Origin of the sequence: Caballeronia sp. LZ034LL, from assembly GCF_031451215.1 — a bacterium.
Classification (GTDB): domain Bacteria; phylum Pseudomonadota; class Gammaproteobacteria; order Burkholderiales; family Burkholderiaceae; genus Caballeronia.
Window position 1 is genome coordinate 138,123 of the sequence record NZ_JARUXR010000004.1, and the last position, 19,210, is coordinate 157,332.

The 19,210-nt window shown below is 63.0% G+C and carries 19 protein-coding genes; 11 read left to right on the forward strand and 8 right to left on the reverse strand.

The window, feature by feature from the left end; genetic code table 11:
* Positions 1 to 47: 47 nt before the first annotated feature.
* On the reverse strand, positions 48 to 1,043 hold the full coding sequence (locus tag QCE83_RS28010) for a tyrosine-type recombinase/integrase (protein WP_309818999.1): 996 nt from the start codon (positions 1,041 to 1,043) through the stop codon (positions 48 to 50).
* A gap of 256 nt (positions 1,044 to 1,299) precedes the next feature.
* Entirely contained in the window at positions 1,300 to 1,659 is a 360-nt protein-coding gene (locus tag QCE83_RS28015) for a DUF2471 family protein (protein ID WP_309819002.1), read from the reverse strand.
* 265 nt (positions 1,660 to 1,924) lie between these two features.
* Here QCE83_RS28015 and QCE83_RS28020 point away from each other — a divergent pair, with 265 nt between their 5' ends.
* Complete coding sequence (locus tag QCE83_RS28020) at positions 1,925 to 2,113, forward strand: CsbD family protein (RefSeq protein WP_309819004.1); 189 nt, start codon at positions 1,925 to 1,927, stop codon at positions 2,111 to 2,113.
* A gap of 189 nt (positions 2,114 to 2,302) precedes the next feature.
* Here the strand turns inward: QCE83_RS28020 and QCE83_RS28025 are convergent, their stop codons facing one another.
* Positions 2,303 to 2,899 (reverse strand): XRE family transcriptional regulator, encoded by a 597-nt coding sequence (locus QCE83_RS28025; protein ID WP_309819006.1) that lies wholly within the window; start codon positions 2,897 to 2,899, stop codon positions 2,303 to 2,305.
* Positions 2,900 to 3,060: 161 nt separating this feature from the next.
* On the opposite strand from QCE83_RS28025, the gene QCE83_RS28030 reads away from it, so the two are divergent.
* Positions 3,061 to 4,263, forward strand: coding sequence for a glycine C-acetyltransferase (locus tag QCE83_RS28030; protein ID WP_309819009.1), 1,203 nt, complete (start codon positions 3,061 to 3,063; stop codon positions 4,261 to 4,263).
* Between the two features lie 142 nt (positions 4,264 to 4,405).
* Positions 4,406 to 5,443, forward strand: a complete 1,038-nt coding sequence (gene tdh / locus QCE83_RS28035) for an L-threonine 3-dehydrogenase (protein ID WP_309819011.1) — start codon at positions 4,406 to 4,408, stop codon at positions 5,441 to 5,443.
* Positions 5,444 to 5,447: 4 nt separating this feature from the next.
* On the opposite strand, the gene QCE83_RS28040 is transcribed toward tdh, so the two are convergent.
* Positions 5,448 to 6,095 (reverse strand): YceI family protein, encoded by a 648-nt coding sequence (locus QCE83_RS28040; protein WP_309819013.1) that lies wholly within the window; start codon positions 6,093 to 6,095, stop codon positions 5,448 to 5,450.
* Positions 6,096 to 6,277: 182 nt separating this feature from the next.
* On the opposite strand from QCE83_RS28040, the gene QCE83_RS28045 reads away from it, so the two are divergent.
* Positions 6,278 to 6,796 carry a hypothetical protein gene (locus tag QCE83_RS28045; protein WP_309819015.1) on the forward strand — a complete coding sequence of 173 codons (519 nt, stop codon included), beginning with the start codon at positions 6,278 to 6,280 and terminating at the stop codon, positions 6,794 to 6,796.
* Positions 6,797 to 6,817: 21 nt separating this feature from the next.
* Here QCE83_RS28045 and QCE83_RS28050 read toward each other — a convergent pair whose 3' ends face one another.
* Positions 6,818 to 7,711, reverse strand: a complete 894-nt coding sequence (locus tag QCE83_RS28050; RefSeq protein ID WP_309821150.1) for a LysR substrate-binding domain-containing protein — start codon at positions 7,709 to 7,711, stop codon at positions 6,818 to 6,820.
* Positions 7,712 to 7,847: 136 nt separating this feature from the next.
* Between QCE83_RS28050 and QCE83_RS28055 the strand changes: the two genes are divergently transcribed.
* The 4 genes from QCE83_RS28055 to QCE83_RS28070 all read left to right on the forward strand — a co-directional run bounded on the left by QCE83_RS28055 (position 7,848) and on the right by QCE83_RS28070 (position 13,159).
* Positions 7,848 to 9,029: a M20 aminoacylase family protein gene (locus QCE83_RS28055; RefSeq protein ID WP_309819017.1), complete on the forward strand. Its 1,182-nt coding sequence runs from the start codon at positions 7,848 to 7,850 to the stop codon at positions 9,027 to 9,029.
* 28 nt (positions 9,030 to 9,057) lie between these two features.
* Complete coding sequence (locus QCE83_RS28060; protein WP_309819020.1) at positions 9,058 to 10,380, forward strand: MFS transporter; 1,323 nt, start codon at positions 9,058 to 9,060, stop codon at positions 10,378 to 10,380.
* A 131-nt stretch (positions 10,381 to 10,511) separates the two neighbouring features.
* Positions 10,512 to 12,224: an IlvD/Edd family dehydratase gene (locus QCE83_RS28065; RefSeq protein WP_309819024.1), complete on the forward strand. Its 1,713-nt coding sequence runs from the start codon at positions 10,512 to 10,514 to the stop codon at positions 12,222 to 12,224.
* A gap of 14 nt (positions 12,225 to 12,238) precedes the next feature.
* Positions 12,239 to 13,159, forward strand: a complete 921-nt coding sequence (locus QCE83_RS28070) for a dihydrodipicolinate synthase family protein (protein ID WP_309819026.1) — start codon at positions 12,239 to 12,241, stop codon at positions 13,157 to 13,159.
* Between the two features lie 6 nt (positions 13,160 to 13,165).
* On the opposite strand, the gene QCE83_RS28075 is transcribed toward QCE83_RS28070, so the two are convergent.
* Positions 13,166 to 14,146 (reverse strand): helix-turn-helix domain-containing GNAT family N-acetyltransferase, encoded by a 981-nt coding sequence (locus tag QCE83_RS28075; protein WP_309819029.1) that lies wholly within the window; start codon positions 14,144 to 14,146, stop codon positions 13,166 to 13,168.
* Positions 14,147 to 14,356: 210 nt separating this feature from the next.
* On the opposite strand from QCE83_RS28075, the gene QCE83_RS28080 reads away from it, so the two are divergent.
* Both QCE83_RS28080 and QCE83_RS28085 read left to right on the forward strand, forming a co-directional pair.
* On the forward strand, positions 14,357 to 14,578 hold the full coding sequence (locus QCE83_RS28080) for a hypothetical protein (RefSeq protein WP_309819031.1): 222 nt from the start codon (positions 14,357 to 14,359) through the stop codon (positions 14,576 to 14,578).
* Positions 14,579 to 14,643: 65 nt separating this feature from the next.
* Positions 14,644 to 15,690, forward strand: a complete 1,047-nt coding sequence (locus QCE83_RS28085) for a Gfo/Idh/MocA family oxidoreductase (RefSeq protein WP_309819033.1) — start codon at positions 14,644 to 14,646, stop codon at positions 15,688 to 15,690.
* Here the strand turns inward: QCE83_RS28085 and QCE83_RS28090 are convergent.
* The gene (locus QCE83_RS28090) at positions 15,687 to 16,613 is read right to left on the reverse strand and encodes a LysR family transcriptional regulator (RefSeq protein WP_309819036.1); all 927 of its coding nucleotides are present in this window, start codon (positions 16,611 to 16,613) and stop codon (positions 15,687 to 15,689) included. The genes QCE83_RS28085 and QCE83_RS28090 overlap by 4 nt on opposite strands.
* Before the next feature lie 111 nt (positions 16,614 to 16,724).
* On the opposite strand from QCE83_RS28090, the gene QCE83_RS28095 reads away from it, so the two are divergent.
* Complete coding sequence (locus QCE83_RS28095) at positions 16,725 to 17,504, forward strand: SDR family NAD(P)-dependent oxidoreductase (RefSeq protein ID WP_309819038.1); 780 nt, start codon at positions 16,725 to 16,727, stop codon at positions 17,502 to 17,504.
* Between the two features lie 57 nt (positions 17,505 to 17,561).
* Here the strand turns inward: QCE83_RS28095 and QCE83_RS28100 are convergent, their stop codons facing one another.
* Positions 17,562 to 18,971 carry an MFS transporter gene (locus QCE83_RS28100; protein WP_309819039.1) on the reverse strand — a complete coding sequence of 470 codons (1,410 nt, stop codon included), beginning with the start codon at positions 18,969 to 18,971 and terminating at the stop codon, positions 17,562 to 17,564.
* Positions 18,972 to 19,210 lie beyond the last annotated feature (239 nt).

Consider the following 19,210-nt stretch of genomic DNA (forward strand, 5'->3'; position numbering starts at 1 on the left):
CATTCAAAGGTGAGGATTTTCGGGACCGCTGTGGAGCCATCCTGGGCTTACGTATCGGCGCGAGTCTCATGTGCATGGGCCAGATCTCGCTCCCGTATTTGCTCACCCATCCAGTCCTGCCATGCACGATAGAGCCGGTGTGCGGAAACTGTTTGCTGAAGCCCCAGCCATTGTCCAACTCTGTCTGGATCCGTTCCGTTCTCGAACAGTTCAGCAGCGTAAGTGTTGCGGAGTGTTTGCGGGCTAGCTCTAGCGACGCGCGATGCGGCAATGCCGGATGCGTCCACGACGGCGTCGATCGCCCGCAGCATGGTGGCCTTGTGCATCGAGCGACCGGCCAATGCCGCGGGAAACAGCAGATCACCGGCATGTCCTGCGACCTTGCGTTCTGCCAGCCACTGGTCGAGCAAATCGAGCGCGAACGGTGCGAGCCGCGCCTGCCGAATCAGCAGCGGGTTGGCCGCGTCCACGGTGAGATACGGCGCGCCCGTTGCGTAACACTCGACGGTCAACTGCGCCGCCTCACCCGTCTTCACGCCTGCGCCGAGAAAGGCTGCTACCAACGCCCGATCGCGCCGCTCCTTCCAGCGCTGACCGGCCAGCAGCGAGCCCAGGGGCGAGTGCAGATGCGCGATGAGCAAGGCACGCTCGTCGTGCGTGAGAAAGCCGGTGGGTTCGTTGTCACGGGCCTTGCGCCACGCCGCGTCTCCATCCTGCGCGATGAACCGTGCAGGATTCGTCGCGGCCGATTCGACTTCCCGCACATGATCGAGCACACGCTCGATGAGTCTCAGATAGCGCATCCGCTGCGGCCGGCGAATGTCCAGCTGCGCCACGAATTGTTCGATGACAGGCCGCTGCACGGTATTGAGCGTCGCGCGACGAGAGGTCAGCCACTCGAGAAAGTTGCCCCATTGCGCACGATAGACATCCGCCGACGATGCACGGAACTCCTGTTGAGCAAGCCACGCGTCGAAGGCGGAGTGAGGGTCGGCTTGCCAGTCAGCGCGCTGTTGGTCGAAGAGATCAGAAGTGTTCGGCATGGTTTCGGTAGCGCGTGCCTCGCTGTGTTGCACTGTGCACAGGGTCGTGCCTCGTGCTTTCTACGTCAAGCACCGGTGTGATGGAGATAGGAACGCTCGTCCTGCGCGGGCCGGGCGCGATGATGTGGCCCATCTAGCCCACCTGATGAGAAAACTCCGATTTCTCGCCACCCATCATCGAAGCACCGGCTGCTCCGGCGGTAACTTAATGCTCGTGAGAGCACGCGGTTTGTGCCGCGTGCCAGGACGCTTGGCCTCAGTGTGCGGCGGCGATCGCCAGTTGCGGACGGCCATGTCGGGCAGCGCGCTCGTAGGCATCGACAGCGAACGCGAACACGGCGGGTAAGGCGTCGGACGAAGCGACGTCGACTACGTCGTCGGTTTCAGGGAAATGAAAGTTGTCAGGTCGCGCGAAGAGTTCACGAAGCGTGGCTTCGTGCCGCCCGGCGAAGCCCAGGTCCGCGACGGCCTCTGCTTCGATCGCATGCAGGAGGCGCCAGGTGAGCGGCACGCCCTTGTCGATATAGCGTCCGGCGATCTGGCGCGTGATGCGTTCCAGATCACGTACTGCACGAGCAAACTGCCTTCTGCTGAGACTTTCGCCGTTCGACTCCATGATTCACCCCTTTGCGAGCTGGTCTTATTGTACTGTATAAACATACAGTACTGGTGCGATGAAACTAGCGTCGCGCTACTGGTCCCTGATGTATGTGCGATTCCGCCTACGCGTCTTTCAGACATCCGCCGCTATGCGTGCTTTCCAACGAAGCGCACTGTGGAGTCATGCTTGGGAATGGTCCTGGGCGAGGTGCGCAGAGAGCGTCGAGTACATGTGAAAGGCGTTGCGCATCCATCACGCTGCATGACACGGGAGAACCGAGATGAACAAGGATCAAGTGGACGGTGTGGGCAAGCAGGTCAAGGGCAAGATCAACGAAGGCGTCGGCAAGATGACGGGCGACAAGGCTCAGGAAGCCAAGGGCGATATGCAGCAAGCCGCAGGCAAGGTGCAAAAGGGTGTGGGTGACGCACGCGAAGACCTCAAAGACAGCGTCAAAAAGAATCCCTAAGCGGATCTGACCGAGGCGATAACGGCGCGTAACTAGCGCCGGTTGAATGGGACGCTCAGTGTTGAGCGTCCCTTTTTCTTGTTTATAGGGTCGGGGCTGGCCTCTGACGGTGCGAGGCAAGGAGATACGTCAGACGTTTATGCGCATAAAGCTCCCCGATAGCCCGACCGTTGGCAAGCACAGCAGCAATCACCGATGAATAACGATAAGTAGCGCCTTGGCCTCTGCGCGCCCGACGTTGCAAATCGCGTGCGCTTCATCTGCCGCGTAGCGTGCGGTATCGCCGGCCTTTAATCGTCGTGCCGATCCAGACGCTTTGATCTCGATGGCCCCGTTGAGCACGGTGAGATGTTCACGCGTGCCGGGTTCATGAGCTTCCGAGTTAAGCGACGCACCGGTCTGTAGGGTGAGTTCATACCACTCGAATTTTCCAGCAAGCTCGATGGGCCCCCAGACGCGCAGTTGATAGCCGCCGTTGTCACCGGTCAAAGTCGGAATGTCGTGGGGACCGGCGACGCGAATGGCTTCCACCGGTCTTTGTTGCGCAAATAGTTGATCGAGGCTGATGCCGAGCGCATTGGTCAGTCGCCATGCAACCGCAATGGTCGGATTGGCTTTGTCTCGTTCGATTTCGGACAACATCGATTTCGACACACCTGCCGCGCGAGACAGGTCGTCCAGTGTCAGCTGTCGCTCACTGCGCAAGCGCTGAATCATTTCCCCGACACGCGGCGGGGTCGCGCCGGCGAATTCGCTCGCCTTTCCTTCCGGTCCTGAACTTGCCATGACTCGCACAATCCCTTAGAGTGTTCGGTATATCGGAAATATGTTCGAAATATCGAACATGTCCACCGTATTGAATGGACTATAACAGGGCTATTGGCTGTGCGCGTATGCTTGTCGGACTGCGTGCAACCTCCGCCGGCAGTCACGAACGAGGATTTGCCATGAACGACCAATACCTCAGTCATCTCCGCGAGACGCTCGAAGAAATTCGAGCAGCCGGTTTCCACAAGACCGAGCGGGTCATCGCCAGCCCGCAGTCGTCAGACATTCGTCTTGCGAACGGAAGCGGCGTGCTGAACTTCTGCGCCAATAACTATCTCGGGCTCGCGGACGATCGGCGCTTGATCGATGCAGCCAAGGATGGCCTCGACAAGGATGGCTTCGGCATGGCATCGGTTCGCTTCATCTGTGGGACGCAGACCGTGCACAAGGAACTCGAGCACGCCATCGCGCAATTCCTTAAGACCGAAGATGCCATTCTCTATTCCAGCTGCTTCGACGCCAACGGCGGTCTTTTTGAGACGTTGCTGACCGAAGAGGATGCAATCATCAGCGACGAGTTGAATCACGCAAGCATCATCGACGGCGCCCGACTCTCAAAGGCCAAGCGTCTGCGCTACAAGAACAACGATCTCGCGGACCTCGAGGCGCGCCTGCAGGAAGCCGACGCGGCCGGCGTCCGCTTCAAGCTCATTGCGACCGATGGCGTATTTTCGATGGACGGCATCATCGCCGATCTCGTCGGCATCTGCGATCTCGCCGATCGATATCAGGCGCTCGTCATGGTTGATGATTCGCACGCCGTCGGCTTCATCGGTGAGCATGGCCGCGGTACGCCCGAACACTGCGGCGTGCTGGATCGCGTGGACATCATCACGGGAACGCTGGGTAAGGCGTTGGGTGGCGCATCGGGCGGGTATGTCGCGGCAAGAAAGGAAGTCATCGACTTGTTGCGCCAACGCAGCCGGCCTTATTTGTTCTCAAACTCTCTGGCGCCGAGTATTGCGGCCGCATCGCTGAAAGTGCTCGAACTGCTCGCCAGCGACGAAGGCGCTTCATTGCGCAAGCGGGTCAAGGAAAACGGCAGCCGTTTCCGCGAGGCGATGACATCGCTCGGCTTCGATCTCGTACCCGGCGAGCATCCGATCATTCCCGTCATGCTCGGTGATGCGCAACTTGCGTCGAAGATGGCCGATGCACTGCTCGACGAGGGCGTCTATGTCATTGGCTTTTCTTACCCCGTGGTGCCTAAGGGACGTGCCCGTATTCGCACTCAGATGAGTGCAGCCCATACGTCCGAACAGATCGATCGCGCGGTCGAAGCATTCGCACGCGTCGGGCGCACGCTCGGGGTCGTCCGCTGACCGTCGAGGCAGGCTTTATGCGCATAAAGGCTCAAACGACCGCCTAAGCAACGCGGGGACGCGTGCCGGGTCACAAGCCCGCGCCAACCGAAGCACGCGATTCCACGACAAACCGTCAAGACCACCGTCAGGACCAAAAGCAATGAAAGCTCTCGCCAAACTGGAACGCGCCCCGGGCCTCACGCTTACACGAGTGAAGCGGCCCGAAGTCGGCCATAACGATGTCCTCATCCGCATTCGCAAGACCGCGATCTGCGGGACCGATATTCATATCTGGAAATGGGACGACTGGGCGCAGCGGACCATTCCTGTGCCGATGCACGTTGGACATGAATACGTTGGCGAGATCGTGGAGATGGGCCAGGAGGTGCGCGGTTTTGCGATCGGCGACCGCGTGTCCGGTGAAGGTCACATCACGTGCGGCTTCTGCCGGAACTGTCGCGCGGGGCGGCGTCATCTGTGCCGCAATACGGTTGGCGTCGGAGTCAATCGCGAAGGCGCGTTCGCCGAGTATCTCGTCATTCCCGCCTTTAACGCGTTCAAGATTCCTTCGGACATCTCGGATGATCTCGCCGCGATCTTCGATCCATTCGGCAACGCAACGCATACCGCCCTTTCGTTCAACCTTGTCGGCGAGGACGTGCTGATTACCGGCGCCGGCCCCATCGGCGTGATGGCGGCGGCGATCGCGCGGCATGTCGGCGCACGTAACGTCGTGATCACCGATGTCAACGACTACCGGCTCGAGCTCGCGCGCAAGATGGGCGCAACGCGTGCCGTCAATGTGTCGAATGAAAATCTGCGCGACGTGATGAGCGAACTCGGCATGACCGAAGGTTTCGATGTCGGACTGGAGATGTCCGGCGTGCCGAGCGCGTTCACCGCCATGCTGGAAGCGATGAATCACGGCGGCAAGGTCGCGCTGCTGGGTATCCCGCCGGCACAAACCGCCATCGACTGGAATCAGGTCATCTTCAAGGGACTCGAGATCAAGGGAATTTACGGTCGCGAGATGTTCGAGACCTGGTACAAGATGGTCGCGATGCTGCAAAGCGGTCTGGATCTCTCACCCATCCTCACGCACACCTTCCCCGTCGACGACTATCAACGCGCGTTCGACACGATGCTCTCCGGCAACAGCGGCAAGGTCGTGCTGGACTGGACCGCAGAAGCAGTCTGAAACCTCACTGCGCCGAATCCGCGCGCGGCTTTGAAAACTCGGCCTGGATGGCGACGTGCACATCGTCGCCGACCGCCGGATACCACGTCGTCAGCCCGAACTGCGAGCGGTTGAAGTGTCCATCGGCCGAGAAGCCCAATGTCTGCAGCTTCGTGAGCGGATCCACCGCGTGACCGTTGAAGGTGACGTTCAGGCTGACCGGCCGCGTCGTACCGCGAATGGTCAGGTCGCCGGTCAGCGTGCCTTTGTCGTCACCGGTGCGCTGGAAGCCCGTACTGACAAAAACGATTGTCGGGTAGCGCCCCACGTCGAACATATCCGGTCCCTTCAGCATGCGATCGAGCAGCGGCACATTCGTGTTGACGCTCGATGCATCGATGGTCGCTCGCACGGAACTGCCGGACAATCCGTCCGCATTCCAGTCGAGTTGCGCCGTTGCCTTGTCGAATCGAATGACGAAGCGTGAATAGTGAAGATGATCGACGTCGAAACTCACATTCCAGTGATGCGCATCGAGTTGATACTGTCCTGGCGGAACGCTCGATTCGCTCGACGACACATGGTGCGTGACCACCTGCAACGGCGTGCAGGCCCCGAGCGTCACGACAATCGCGACAAGACTGGTTGAAACCAGCGCCTTGAAAACTTTCATCGCTCACTACCTCGAATACGGAAATTACGAACTGGAAGATCGGACCAGACGCCGTAGAAACTCACGCCCGCCGTCACGTCGATTTCGTGCGTCCACACGATAATGACGCGATCCGGTAGAGTTCGCCTCGCCCTCTCTCTCAAAAAAAGGCGCCGTCGCTGCCACGCGATGGCGGAGAACATATGCGTCTGTCGTTACCCTGGCTGCGTTCGTTTCATTCCGTGTTGCTGACCATTGCCGCACTGCTGGCATCCGGCTGGACATCCGCGGCTCATGCAAGCCTGTGTGGCGACGGTCTCTGGGCGGACGCGATGATCGCGTCGCATCACGTTCATCCGGACAAGGACTTCGAGCAGTTCAATCCGGGTATCGGCGTCGAATGCTGGGTCGCGCCGCAATGGGCGGTGACGGGCGGTTATTTCCGCAATTCGCTGTCGAAACCGTCTTTCTATGGCGGCGGCGTGTGGAGCCCGGATTTCCTGCACTGGCAGTATGTCCGTTTCGCGGTCATGGCCGGGCTGATCTCCGGCTATGACTACGGCAGCTACGGCATCGGCCATAACCACACGGTCGGTCCCGTGGCCGCGCCGCTGATCATGCTCGAATACAAACGGGTCGGCGCCAATATCATCCTGATTCCGCCGATTCCATCGAGCGATCTTCCGTTCACGCTCGGCTTCATGCTTCGAGTGAAGTTCTGAGCCAGGCGATCCCGCTTCCCTTCACACCGCCCGTGCAGCGTCTCTCAGACACTCGACCAGCATCGTCGCGGCCGGCGTAAGCGGACTGTCGCGGCGCGTAATCACGCGCACCGAAACCGCCGGCAACGGATCCGCCACCGGAAACACCGCGAGTCCGTCACGCGCCCACGGATGATCGAGCAAGCCCGCGGGCATCGACGCCACCGCATCCGATCCGCGCAGCAGCCCATGCGCGATGATGAAGCTCGGACATTCGATCACACGTCGCGGCACCGCCAGTCCGCGCTTCGCATAGGCATCGAGCAGCGCCTGGGTCGAGCTTTCGGGCGACGGATTCAACAGCCACTCGGCCTCTGACAATTCTGCGAGCGACGTGGCATGCCGCAGCGGATGATCGGCGCGCCCGACGATCGACGAGCGGCTCTCATACAGCTCCATGTGATCGAATTCCGGAGCGAGAAGCTCGGGCACGACCACCGCCACGACGAAGTCGAGCGAACCGTCACGCAGGCGCGGCATCGCCACGCCTGGAAAGCCCTCGATGAAGCTCACACGCGCATCCGGCATCTGCCGCCTGAACGCCCGGTACGCTTGCGGCAGGATCGAGAGCGCGGCGGTCGGCGTAACGGCGGCGCTCACACTGCCCGCGCCGGCGCCTTTCATTTGCGCGATGTCGTCTTCGGCACGGCGCATCTCGCTCACGATCAGATGCGCACGCACCCGCAACTGCTGACCGAACGCGGTCAGCTGCACGCCGCGCGCGGTGCGCAGCACGAGCGCCACGCCCAACTCCTGCTCCAGTTCCTTGATGGCCTTGGTCAGCGCCGCCTGCGACAGATGTAGACTGCGCGCCGCGGCGCGAATGCTGCCTTGCTCGGCCGTGGTCAGAAACGCGCGCAGCTGGTGGTACTTCATGCTCATGAGCGACACTCTAGGGTTAGTACCGACAACTATTAGTAATCACACATTCAATTTACCGTCTTTTGGTTGGCTTTTCGTCTTTATATGCTTGATGCACGTCGAATCGCATCGAACCAGGAGGAGCCCCACCATGTTGTCAGTCGAACCCGTTATCCCCGGCATCGCGGCCATTGCCCAGGAATTTGTCGACGTACGCCGTCGCATTCACGCGCACCCGGAACTGGCCTTCGAAGAAACCCGGACCAGCGAACTCGTCGCTGGCCTGCTCGCGCAATGGGGCTATGAAGTCCATCGCGGTCTTGGACGGACGGGCGTCGTCGGGGTGCTGAAGCAGGGTGAGGGCGGCAAGCGGATCGGCTTGCGCGCGGACATGGATGCGCTGCCGATCGAGGAAGCCACCGGGCTGCCCTACGCAAGCCAGCACGCCCGCACGATGCACGCATGCGGACACGACGGCCACACCGCCATGTTGCTGTGCGCCGCGCGCTATCTTGCCGACAGCCGCCAGTTCTCGGGCACGCTGATCGTGATCTTTCAGCCGGCCGAGGAAGGCGAGGCAGGCGCGCGGGCCATGCTTGAAGACGGACTGTTCGAACAGTTCCCGTGCGATGCCGTGTTCGGCCTGCACAACATGCCCGGACTGCCCGCAGGCGACATGTTCTTCACGCCGGGTCCGGGCATGGCGTCGTCGGATCGCGTGAATATCGTGGTGCGCGGTGTCGGCGGCCATGGCGCGATGCCGCATGCGGCGCGTGATCCGATGCCGGCCGTCGCCTCGATCATGCTGGGGCTCAACAGCATCGTGGCCCGCGAAGTGGATGCGCAGAAGCCTGCGGTGGTTTCGGTGGGCAGCGTGCAGGCGGGCGAAGCCAATAACGTGATTCCTGAAACGGCGCTGCTGAAGCTCTCGGTACGGGCGCTCGATGCAGGCGTGCGCGCGCTGCTGCAGGAACGCATCACCGCGCTCGTCCACGCGCAGGCGCAGGCCTACGGCTGCACCGCCGAGATCGACTATGAGCTCGGCTATCCCGTGCTGGTGAATTACGCAGGACCCACGGCCTTCGCCACCGAGGTCGCCGTGCAGATGCTCGGCGCCCAGCGCGTCGACCCGGCGGCGAAGCCGTTGATGGGCAGCGAAGACTTCGCCTTCATGCTCGAAGCGTGCCCGGGCACGTATGCGTGGATCGGCAATGGCGTCGGGTCGAAGGGCGGCTGCATGGTCCATAACCCGGGCTACGACTTCAACGACGACATCCTCGCGACCGGCGCGAGCTACTGGGTGCGCCTGGCCGAAGCCTGGCTCGCCGACTGACCTTCGGCCCGACACCGCGGAACTCACGATGAATACGTCCACACTGGCCAGCGCCACTTCCTCATCCATTGCTCCGGCTTCCGCCAGCCGGGCGGCGCGCACGCGCCTCGTAGCGGCGGCGGCTGTCGGCAACGCGCTCGAGTTCTACGACTTCACGGTCTATGCGTTCTTCGCGCTCGTCATCGGCAAGCTGTTCTTCCCGGTGCACGATCCAGTCGGCCAGTTGCTGCTCGCCGTGGCGAGCTTCGGCGTGGGTTTCTTCACGCGTCCCGTCGGCGGCTTGCTGATCGGCATGTATGCGGATCGCGCCGGACGCAAGAAGGCGATGCTGCTGACGCTCGGCCTGATGGCGCTCGGCACCGCGATGATCGCGGTCGCGCCGACCTTCGCGCAGGCCGGCCTCGCCGCGCCGATCATTCTCGTGCTGGCGCGGCTGATTCAGGGATTTTCGGCGGGCGGGGAAGTGGGAGCTTCTACCACGCTGCTGCTCGAACAGGCGCCCGCCAACCGTCGCGGCTTCTATGCGTCGTGGCAGTTTGCCAGCCAGGGTTTGTCGGCGCTCGCGGGCGCGTTGACCGGCGTGGCGCTCACGGCGTCGCTGAGCCAGGCGCAACTCGAAAGCTGGGGCTGGCGCGTGCCGTTCATCATCGGTACGGCGATCGTGCCGGTCGGCTGGTGGCTGCGCCGCACGATGGAAGAAGCGCCCCGCGACACCCTCGAAGCCGCGCCGAAAGCGGCGAAGCTTCCGCTCGTGACCGTGTTGCGCGAGCATCGCCGCGCCGTGCTCAATGGCCTCGGCCTGACCATCGGGGGCACCGCGGCGCACTTCATCATCGTGTTTTATCTGTCCATCTACGGCGTGAAGACGCTCGGCCTGCCGGGCTGGACGTCGATGCTGTCAGGCTGCGTGTCGGGCGCGATTCTTTTCGTGGTGGCGCCGATCGGCGGCTATCTGTCGGACCGCATCGGCCGCAACCGGCTTGCTCAAGTTACCCGCATCGCGTTGATGATCGCGATCTGGCCGGCCTTCGTGCTGCTCAACAAAGTGCCCACCACCGGCACCTTGCTCACCGTGGTGACGGTGCTGTCCATCGTGCATTCGCTCAATGTCGGCCCGACCGGCGCGATGCTCGGCGAACTCTTCCCGCGTTCCGTGCGCGCGACGGGCGCGGCCATTGTCTACAGCCTCGGCGTCGCGATCTTTGGCGGCTTTGCGCAGTTTTTCGTGACCTCGCTGATCGTCCTCACGAAGAACGTGATGGCGCCTGCATGGTATGTGATGGCCTGCGGCGCGCTGTCCGTGATCGCGGTGGCCTGCATGCGCGAACGTTCGCAGGAGACGCTCGACTGAACCTGGATTGTCGCGCCGCAATCCGGACCGGACAGGCGAACGAGGTGTATAACTCGACCTGTCCGGCGCACGAGCGCTTCCTCGCGCTGGACCCCAAACCTTGAGCAGGCCAACAAGAAAAGGGGACATCCATGCGCAAGCTGCGTTCGCAAAGCTGGTTCGGCGGTAACGACAAGGACGCGTTCATCCATCGTTCATGGATGAAGAACCAGGGCATTCCGCACGACGAATTCGATGGCCGTCCGGTGATCGGCATCTGCAACACGTGGTCCGAACTGACGCCCTGCAACGCGCACTTTCGCGAGCTGGCCGACTACGTGAAGCGCGGCGTGCGGGAGGCGGGCGGCTTGCCGCTGGAGTTTCCGGTGATGTCGCTCGGCGAATCCAATCTGCGGCCCACGGCCATGCTGTTCCGCAACCTGGCGTCGATGGATGTCGAGGAATCGATCCGCGGCAATCCCATCGATGGCGTCATTCTGCTGGTCGGCTGCGACAAGACCACGCCCGCGCTGCTGATGGGCGCTGCGTCATGCAATCTGCCTGCGCTCGCTGTGTCGGGCGGGCCGATGCTCAGCGGACGCTTTCGCGGCGGCACGATCGGCTCCGGCACGGGCGTGTGGCAGATGTCGGAGGAAGTGCGCGCGGGACGGATGACGCAGGAGGAATTTGTCGACGCCGAGTCGTGCATGAACCGCTCGCGCGGCCACTGCATGACGATGGGCACGGCATCGACGATGGCCTCGATGGTCGAATCGCTCGGCATGGGCCTGCCGCACAACGCGGCGATTCCCGCCGTCGACGCTCGCCGGCAAGTGCTGGCCCACATGGCGGGGCGCCGCATCGTGGACATGGTGAGGGACGATCTCACGATGGACCGGATCCTCACGCGCGAGGCGTTCGAGAACGCCATTCGCACGAACGCGGCCATCGGCGGTTCGACGAATGCGGTCGTGCATCTGATCGCGCTGGCGAAGCGCATCGGCGTTGAATTGGCGCTCGAAGACTGGGAGCTCGGCAGCGAGGTGCCGTGTCTCGTGAACCTCCAGCCATCGGGCGAGTTCCTGATGGAAGATTTCTACTACGCCGGCGGACTGCCCGCGGTGCTGCGTCAGATGGGCGAGCAGGGGCTGCTGCATCGCGACGCGCTCACGGTGAACGGGCGCACGATCTGGGACAACGTAAGCGACGCGCCGAACTACGACGAGAAGGTCATCACCACGTTCGCAAAACCGTTCAAGCCGCATGCGGGCATCGCGGTGCTGAAGGGCAATCTTGCGCCGAACGGCGCGGTGATCAAGCCATCGGCGGCAACGCAGTCGCTGTTGAAACATCGCGGGCGCGCAGTGGTGTTCGAGAACGTCGAGGAACTGCACGCGAAGGTGGACGACGACGCACTCGACATCGACGAGCACTGCATCATGGTGCTGAAAGGCGCGGGGCCGAAGGGCTATCCGGGCTTTGCTGAAGTCGGCAACATGCCGCTGCCGCGCAAGGTGCTGCAGAAAGGCATCACGGACATGGTCCGCATCTCGGACGGCCGCATGAGCGGCACGGCCTACGGCGCGGTGGTGTTGCACGTATCGCCGGAGGCCGCGGCGGGCGGGCCGCTCACGCTGGTGCAAACCGGCGACATGATCGAACTCGACGTGCCGGCGCGGCGCCTGCATCTCGATGTATCGGACGAAGAACTGGCGAGACGCCGCGCTGCATGGCAGGCGCCTGAATTGCCGCGACGCGGCTATTACCGTCTCTACGTCGAACATGTGTTGCAGGCGGACCAGGGCGCGGACCTGGACTTTCTCGTCGGTTCGAGCGGCGCGCCGGTGCCGCGCGACTCGCATTGAGCGGAGCGCGATCCATGTCCACACAACTCTTGCCTCCGCCCGGCATGTGGCCGGTGCTCTACGCCTATTTCGATGCGTCCAACCAGCTCGACACGCATGCCACGCGCATGCAGATCGACGCGACGCTTGCCGCCGGCGCACCGGCCATCGTGACGCTTGGACTGGCGACCGAAGTGAATCGTCTGTCGGATGAAGAGAAGCGCGTGATGATCGATGTGTGCGCCGCGCACATCGCCGGCCGCGTGCCGCTCGCGGTGACGATTTCCGGCGACAGCGTCGTTGCGCAAGTAGCGCTCGCCGATCATGCGCTCGAACGCGGCGCGTCCTGGCTGATTCTCCAGCCGCCTTCGAAGCGCGGCGAGCCCGAGTCGTTCTACTACGACTTCTTCGCCGCCGTGCTCGAACGCACGGGCGCGCAGGCGGGCATCCAGAACGCGCCGGAATATCTCGGCGTGGGTCTGTCGCCGCAAGCGCTCGCGCAACTGGCCAGCGAGCGGCCCGGCTTCCGTCTGCTCAAGGGCGAAGGGCCCGCCGTAACGATACGCGCGACCATCGAGCATCTGCACGCACTCGGCCAGACGCTGTCCGTGTTCAATGGCCGGGGCGGACAGGAACTCATCGACAATCTGCGCGGCGGTTGCGATGGCCTGATCGTGGCGCCGGATGCGTTCGATCATCAGGTCGCGGTCCACACCGCGTTTGTCGAAGGCCGCGAGCAGGAAGCCGAAGCACGTTATGCGGACGTGCTGCCCGAGATTGTCTTCGTGATGCAGTCCCTGGAAACGCTCACCTGTTACGGCAAACGCATTGCCGCGTGGCGCATGGGCTTCGACGTGGCCTTCGATCGCGGCGCACAGCCCACGCCGTTCGGCATCGAATGCGCGCGGCGCTTCGCGCAACGTCTCGGGCCGACGTCACGCGCCGTCAGGCGTTGAATCAATTCAGCCCGGTGACGTCGGACGCCGCGTGAAGCGCTGTTCGGTCACCGTGGCGCCCCACTGCGTGCCTTCGGCCTCTTCCGCAAGCGTGAAGCCGAACGACTCGTACAGATGACGCGCGGCGTCGAGACTCTTGAAAGTCCAGAGATAGGTTTCGTCGTAATGAGCATCGACGAAGGCCATCGCGCGCGCCATGAGTTCCCGGCCCATGCCGCTGCCCCGCAAGCTGCCGTCGACGATGAACCAGCGCAGATGCGCGACGCGTTTCTTCAGATCGCCGTCGATGGCGAGCGAGCCGAGCGTGCGTTCGCCTTCCATCACGAGCCACAAGGCCCGGCCCGGTGCCGGCAGACCTTCGGCGAACGCGGCGAGTTCCGTGGCAACCCTGCGCTCGAAGAACACGCCGAAGCCCGCATGATGCGCATAGAAGCGCGCATGCAGGCTTGCGATATCGCCGATGCAGCCGGGCCGATAGCCATCGACGATACGTGCGTTGCTCACAGGCGGCGCGGCCGTGCGCGTGCGCTCGTGACCTTGCGCGAGCGCGTCCGCATAGAGCCCGAGGGAACGCACAAGTGTCTGCTGATCTTCGGGTACGAGACGCCGCAACGCATCGGAGACCTGGTCGGTTGCGAACTTGTCGATCTTGCGCCGCAGTTTCTGCCCCGCGGCGGTGAGGTAAAGCTCGGACGAGCGGGCGTCGTCGCTCGATGTCTGCCGCGTCACGAGCTCCGCCGCTTCGAGCCGCGCGATCTGGCGGCTCGCATTCGACTTGTCGAGACGGAGAATGCTGGCGATATCGCGCGCCTGGATGCCGGGCTTCGCGCCGATCTCGATGATCGCGTGTACCGCCGAAGGCGCTAGGCCGCTGTCGGCGAGCGTATGCCGCATGAAGCCCAGTTCGCGTACGAGCTTGCGTGAGAATTCGCGCAGTTCGAGAATGGTCTGGGCGCGCGGCTGAAGGGGTGTATCGATGATGTCCATGCTTGCTCCGTCGATCACGCGACTGTTTTTCCTGACTCAATATTAGTTGCGCTGTGCAACTTTATCAAGTCCTTGCCGTTTTCGTACGACTCCCGAAAACGCTCACCTTTAATCGTCTGCGGATTACACGCCCGGATAGAGCGCAAGAATCGGCGTGCGTCCCTGTCATACAGACGCGATGCTGGTCAGTCCTGTTTCAGGAGCACGTCGATGATGAAGGCTCTTACGCTGTCTCTCTGCCTGTACGTCGCATTGCACGGCGTGGCGCATGCAACGCAGGCATCGGCGCCTGTCGCCGCTTCGGCAGCCGAACCCAAAACCCTCAAGGAACGCCTGGGCGACAAAGCGAGCGACGAGCAGCGCGTGGACAATTGCCATGTTCGGCCGGAGCGTCGCGGAACGAAGGTTCGCCCCGACACCTGCGCGCCCTGAAGCGCACGCGATTGTGATACCGTTGCCGGGTGTGTACTAAATCGTACAAATAAGGAGAGCGTGCTGTGTCATCTCAATCGACTTCTTCCGTATTGCGTGTTGGCGTTCTCGGCGGCGCGAACATCGCGCGTCAGTTCACACGCGACGTCCGGCCGAGCCAGACCGTGCGTGTCGTTGCCGTCGCGAGCCGCAGCGACGCGACTGCGCAGGCGTTCGCCGAAGCCAACCACATCGATGCGTGGTTCGGCAGCTATGACGCCATGCTCGCCAGCCCCGACATCGACGCCATCTATCTTCCCTTGCCGAACAGCTTGCATGCTGAATGGGCGATCAAGGCCGCGAATCACGGCAAGCACATCCTGTGCGAAAAGCCGCTCGCGCTGGATCGCGATGAAGCCGCGCGCATGTTCGACGCCGCCGACCGCAACGGCGTGATGCTACTCGAAGCGTTCCCGTTCTATTTCCAGCCGCAGACGGCCGCGATGATGTCGCTGATCGGCGAGGGCGCCGTTGGCGAGGTGCGCGCCATCCAGGCATGCTTCGGTTTCACGGTGGGCAATCCGGGCGCGAACATCCGCATGAAGCCCGAACTCGGCGGCGGCGCGCTGCTGGACGCGGGCAGCTATCCGCTGAGCCTGATCCGACTCGTGATGGGCAGCGCGCCGAGCCGTGTCGATGCCGTGGCGACGTGGGCCGACAGCAACGTCGATATCAGTCTCATGGCGACGCTCATCTATGAAGACGGTCGGCGCGCGCAGGTGTCGTGTTCGATGGATGCCGCGAATCATCGTTATGCAACCATCATCGGCACGCAGGGCACCATCGATACCGAGTACCTGAATCACACGAGCGACCAGGCGTCCGGCGATGCGCACGGCTATCTGCCGAGCCAGTTGCGCGTGCGGCGCGGCATTCCGAACTCGGTGCCGTTCGAGGCGGTGCAGGCGGAAACGGGCAGCGGCTTCCTGTTCGCCGCCGAAAGCTTCGCGCGCATGGTCGCGACGCACGACACCGCGGCCATCGACTACTACGCGCAAGTCAGTCTCGACAACGCGGCGACGCTCGCGGCGATCATCGCCAGTGCGCGCAGCGGCAAGACCGTCACGCTTTAGGCGTCACTGTCGGCAGCGCCGGTCAGACCCACGACGAGATCGAGAAACGCGCGGGTCTTGGCCGGCGGATGATGCCGCGACGGATGATACGCATAGAGCGGAAAGCGCTCGTCGGGCCAGTCGGGAAACAGGTCGATCAGCTTGCCGTTCTCGATCAGGTGTTCATGGCCGAGCGCGAGAATCTGCGCGATGCCATAGCCCGACAGCAGCGTGTTCAGCATCGTGCCGGGATCGTTGAGGGTCAGGCGTCCGCGCGTCTCGACCGTCAGGCGCTTCTTCTTGCGATGAAACTCCCACACGAAGGGCCGTCCCGTTTCAGGATCGCGGAATTCGATGCAGGTGTGCGCGTCATCGGCGAGTGCTTGCGGCGTCGCGGGCTTGCCGCGACGCTTCAGGTAGGACGGCGCGGCCACCGTGCGGACCGGTGTATCCAGCAGCTTGCGCCCGATCAAGCTCGAATCGCGCGGCGCGCCAAAACGGATGGCGAGGTCGAAGCCGTCCGCGATCATGTCGCCGAGCCGGTCGCTCGTGATGAGTTCCAGTTCAAGATCCGGATGCGCCTTCAGGAAGGCATCGAGCTTCGGTCCGAGCAGGAGCCGCGAGAAGATCGGATCCACATTCACGCGCAGGCGTCCGCGCACCGAGGTCGCGCTGCCCGATGCCATGGCCGCGGCTTCTTCCAGACCCACCAGATGCGGCATGACGTGTTCGAAGAAGCGCCGGCCGTCGTCGGTGAGTGCGACGCTGCGCGTGGTGCGGTCGAACAGCCGGATCTTGAGGCGCGCTTCCAGCCGCGCAATGGCACGGCTCACGCCGGGCTGCGACATGCCGAGGCGGTCGCCCGCTGCCGCGAAGGTACCTGCATCGACGATCGCCGCGAATACGCTGATGCCGTTCAGCATGCGTTCATTGAAACCGGCCATTCATGCCTCCGCGTCATTGACTTCGTGACATTCATGTTATCGCGAAGCCGGGAGATTGCGCGCAGAATGGGTCCGGTTCAATCGGCAAGGCCAAAGCAAGGGAGCAAGCACATGGCACGCATATTCATCACAGGATCGACGGACGGACTCGGCGCCATGGCGGCCCGACTGCTGCTCGACGAAGGACATCGCGTCGTGCTGCACGCACGCAATGCGGCGCGCGCCGCTGACGCACATGCCGCCATGCCGGACGCCGAAGCAATCGTGACCGGCGATCTCGCAAGCATTGCCGCCATGCGCGACGTCGCCGCGCAGGTCAACGCGCTTGAACGTTTCGATGCGGTGATTCATAACGCGGGCATCGGTTACCGCGAACCGCGTCGCGTGGAGACCGAGGACGGCCTGCCGCAGGTCTTTGCGATCAACGTGCTCGCGCCTTACGTGCTGACGGCGCTGATCGAAAAGCCCGCGCGGCTCGTGTATCTCAGTTCGGGCATGCATCACGGGTCACGCGCGAACCTCGACGACCTCGCCTGGACGCAGCGGTCCTGGCGCGGCGCGCAGGCTTATGCCGAAAGCAAGTTCATGGACGTGCTGCTGGCGTGCGCGGTGGCGCGTTACTGGCCGGGCGTGTTGTCGAATGCGCTCGAACCGGGCTGGGTGCCGACGAAGATGGGCGGCGCATCCGCCCCGGACGACCTGGATCTGGCGCATCGCACGCAGGCCTGGCTCGCCGTCAGCGACGATGAAGCCGCGCGCGTGACGGGCCGCTACTTCTTCCACATGCGGGAGCGGGACTCCGATCCCGCCGCGCGCAACGAGGCGTTGCAGGATGCGCTGATCGAACAGTGCGAGCGTCTGTCCGGCGTGACAATCGAGCGCCGAGCATAAAAAAACGGGCCCTGCGAGGTTGCAAGGGCCCGTCCAATCACTCCAGCACGATCCGTATCAGGCGTGGCGCGCCTTGGCGACCTTTTCCACGTTCATCGAGTCGGCGCGCAGGCGCTCGTACTCCTGTTCGCTCATCGGCACGGCGTCCTTCTTGCCGAGATCGTTCAGGCGGATGCGATACGTCTCACGCGCCGAGTACGCTGCAATCGAGGCGATGATCGTCACGCCGAACGCAATCGCGCCGACCGTCAGCGGGATGTTGTTCGATCCCGGCGGCGCGACTGCCGCGAACAGCGCGGGCAGCAGGGCCGTGATGGTCGTGCCGATGTTCTGCGCGATCGCCATCGCCGAAACACGCGAGCGGGTCGGGAACAATTCCGGGTAGAAGCTCGGGAAGATCGCGTTATAGCCTTGGTACACGACGCCCCACATCAGCAGCGACATCAGGAACGCGAGCGGCACGTTGTGAATGCTGATCGCGTAGAGATAGCCGAACGACAGCAGGCCCGAGACCAGGGAGCCGCCGATCATCATCGGGCGTCGGCCGATCTTGTCCGACAGGTTGCCGACGAACGGAATCACCAGCACCGCAACGATGTTGCCGACTACCGGAATCCACAGGTACACGCTCTTGTGGAAGCCGATGCCATACGACGACTGCACCGCATAGGCCGCACCGAAGATCGTCGCGACGACGGGAATCACGTTCATCAGCGCCATGCAGACCACGCGGACCATGTCGGGCGTGCTGTTGGCGAACGCTTCCTTGATCGGCGACTTGGGCAGATCGCCGTGCGCGCCTTCGGACGTGAAGGCCGGCGTTTCATGCACTTCCTTCCGGATGATGTAGCCGGCCACCAGCACGAACGCGGACAGCAGGAACGGCACACGCCAGCCCCACGAATTGAACATGTCTTCCGGCATGAAGGTGGCAAGCGGCAGGAACACGGCAGCCGCGAGAATCTGGCCGGCCTGCACGCCCTGCAGCGTGAAGCTCGCGTAGTAACCACGGCGTCCGAACGGCGCGTGTTCGAGAATCATCGAGCTGGCGCCGGAGATCTCACCCGCCACCGCAAAACCCTGGACCAGGCGCAGGACCACGAGCAAGGCGGGCGCGAGCATGCCGATCTGGTGATAGGTCGGCAGGAGGCCGACGGCCATCGTCGAGAAGCCCATCAGGAACATGCAGATCAGCAGGACGTTCTTGCGGCCATGCGTGTCGCCGAGATGGCCGAGCACGAATGCGCCGATCGGACGCGCCACGTAACCCACACCGTACGTCGCCAGCGACGCGATGATCGCCACTTTCGGATTGCCCGACGGGAAGAACAACTGCGGGAAAATCAGCGCGGCCGCTTGCGCGTAGATGAAAAAGTCGTAGTACTCGAGCGCCGAACCGATCCATCCGCTCGCCGTCGCTTTTTTCGCCTGGCGGCCGCCGTGCGCGTCTTCCATAGGGCTAGCCATAGAAATGTCTCCGAAATAGGTTTATGGAGTTGAGCCTGGGAAACTGGCCGAGCGGCGGAGAGTCGAGTCTGAAACACGCGTCGCTCTGAAAGTGATTGGAGAATAAGAGCGCAACCCCTTTCAATCAACATTCTGTGTTAGATTTTGCGCGATTATCGTACGCGTGTGTGCGTTAATCGAACGCTTTTGGGGTTAGCACTACCCAATGCGTAGCTATAGCGGCCGAAACAGCCGTCGTT

Excerpts from the sequence above, each read along its gene's own strand:
- QCE83_RS28020 (WP_309819004.1), top strand. The coding sequence starts at position 1,925 with ATGAACAAGGATCAAGTGGACGGTGTGGGCAAGCAGGTCAAGGGCAAG.
- QCE83_RS28070 (WP_309819026.1), top strand. The coding sequence starts at position 12,239 with ATGTCCACACAACTCTTGCCTCCGCCCGGCATGTGGCCGGTGCTCTAC.
- QCE83_RS28055 (WP_309819017.1), top strand. The coding sequence starts at position 7,848 with ATGTTGTCAGTCGAACCCGTTATCCCCGGCATCGCGGCCATTGCCCAG.
- QCE83_RS28025 (WP_309819006.1), bottom strand. The coding sequence starts at position 2,899 with ATGGCAAGTTCAGGACCGGAAGGAAAGGCGAGCGAATTCGCCGGCGCG.
- QCE83_RS28010 (WP_309818999.1), bottom strand. The coding sequence starts at position 1,043 with ATGCCGAACACTTCTGATCTCTTCGACCAACAGCGCGCTGACTGGCAA.
- QCE83_RS28065 (WP_309819024.1), top strand. The coding sequence starts at position 10,512 with ATGCGCAAGCTGCGTTCGCAAAGCTGGTTCGGCGGTAACGACAAGGAC.
- QCE83_RS28050 (WP_309821150.1), bottom strand. The coding sequence starts at position 7,711 with ATGAAGTACCACCAGCTGCGCGCGTTTCTGACCACGGCCGAGCAAGGC.
- QCE83_RS28100 (WP_309819039.1), bottom strand. The coding sequence starts at position 18,971 with ATGGCTAGCCCTATGGAAGACGCGCACGGCGGCCGCCAGGCGAAAAAA.
- QCE83_RS28080 (WP_309819031.1), top strand. The coding sequence starts at position 14,357 with ATGATGAAGGCTCTTACGCTGTCTCTCTGCCTGTACGTCGCATTGCAC.
- QCE83_RS28075 (WP_309819029.1), bottom strand. The coding sequence starts at position 14,146 with ATGGACATCATCGATACACCCCTTCAGCCGCGCGCCCAGACCATTCTC.
- QCE83_RS28045 (WP_309819015.1), top strand. The coding sequence starts at position 6,278 with ATGCGTCTGTCGTTACCCTGGCTGCGTTCGTTTCATTCCGTGTTGCTG.
- QCE83_RS28040 (WP_309819013.1), bottom strand. The coding sequence starts at position 6,095 with ATGAAAGTTTTCAAGGCGCTGGTTTCAACCAGTCTTGTCGCGATTGTC.
- QCE83_RS28015 (WP_309819002.1), bottom strand. The coding sequence starts at position 1,659 with ATGGAGTCGAACGGCGAAAGTCTCAGCAGAAGGCAGTTTGCTCGTGCA.
- QCE83_RS28030 (WP_309819009.1), top strand. The coding sequence starts at position 3,061 with ATGAACGACCAATACCTCAGTCATCTCCGCGAGACGCTCGAAGAAATT.
- tdh (WP_309819011.1), top strand. The coding sequence starts at position 4,406 with ATGAAAGCTCTCGCCAAACTGGAACGCGCCCCGGGCCTCACGCTTACA.
- QCE83_RS28090 (WP_309819036.1), bottom strand. The coding sequence starts at position 16,613 with ATGGCCGGTTTCAATGAACGCATGCTGAACGGCATCAGCGTATTCGCG.
- QCE83_RS28060 (WP_309819020.1), top strand. The coding sequence starts at position 9,058 with ATGAATACGTCCACACTGGCCAGCGCCACTTCCTCATCCATTGCTCCG.
- QCE83_RS28095 (WP_309819038.1), top strand. The coding sequence starts at position 16,725 with ATGGCACGCATATTCATCACAGGATCGACGGACGGACTCGGCGCCATG.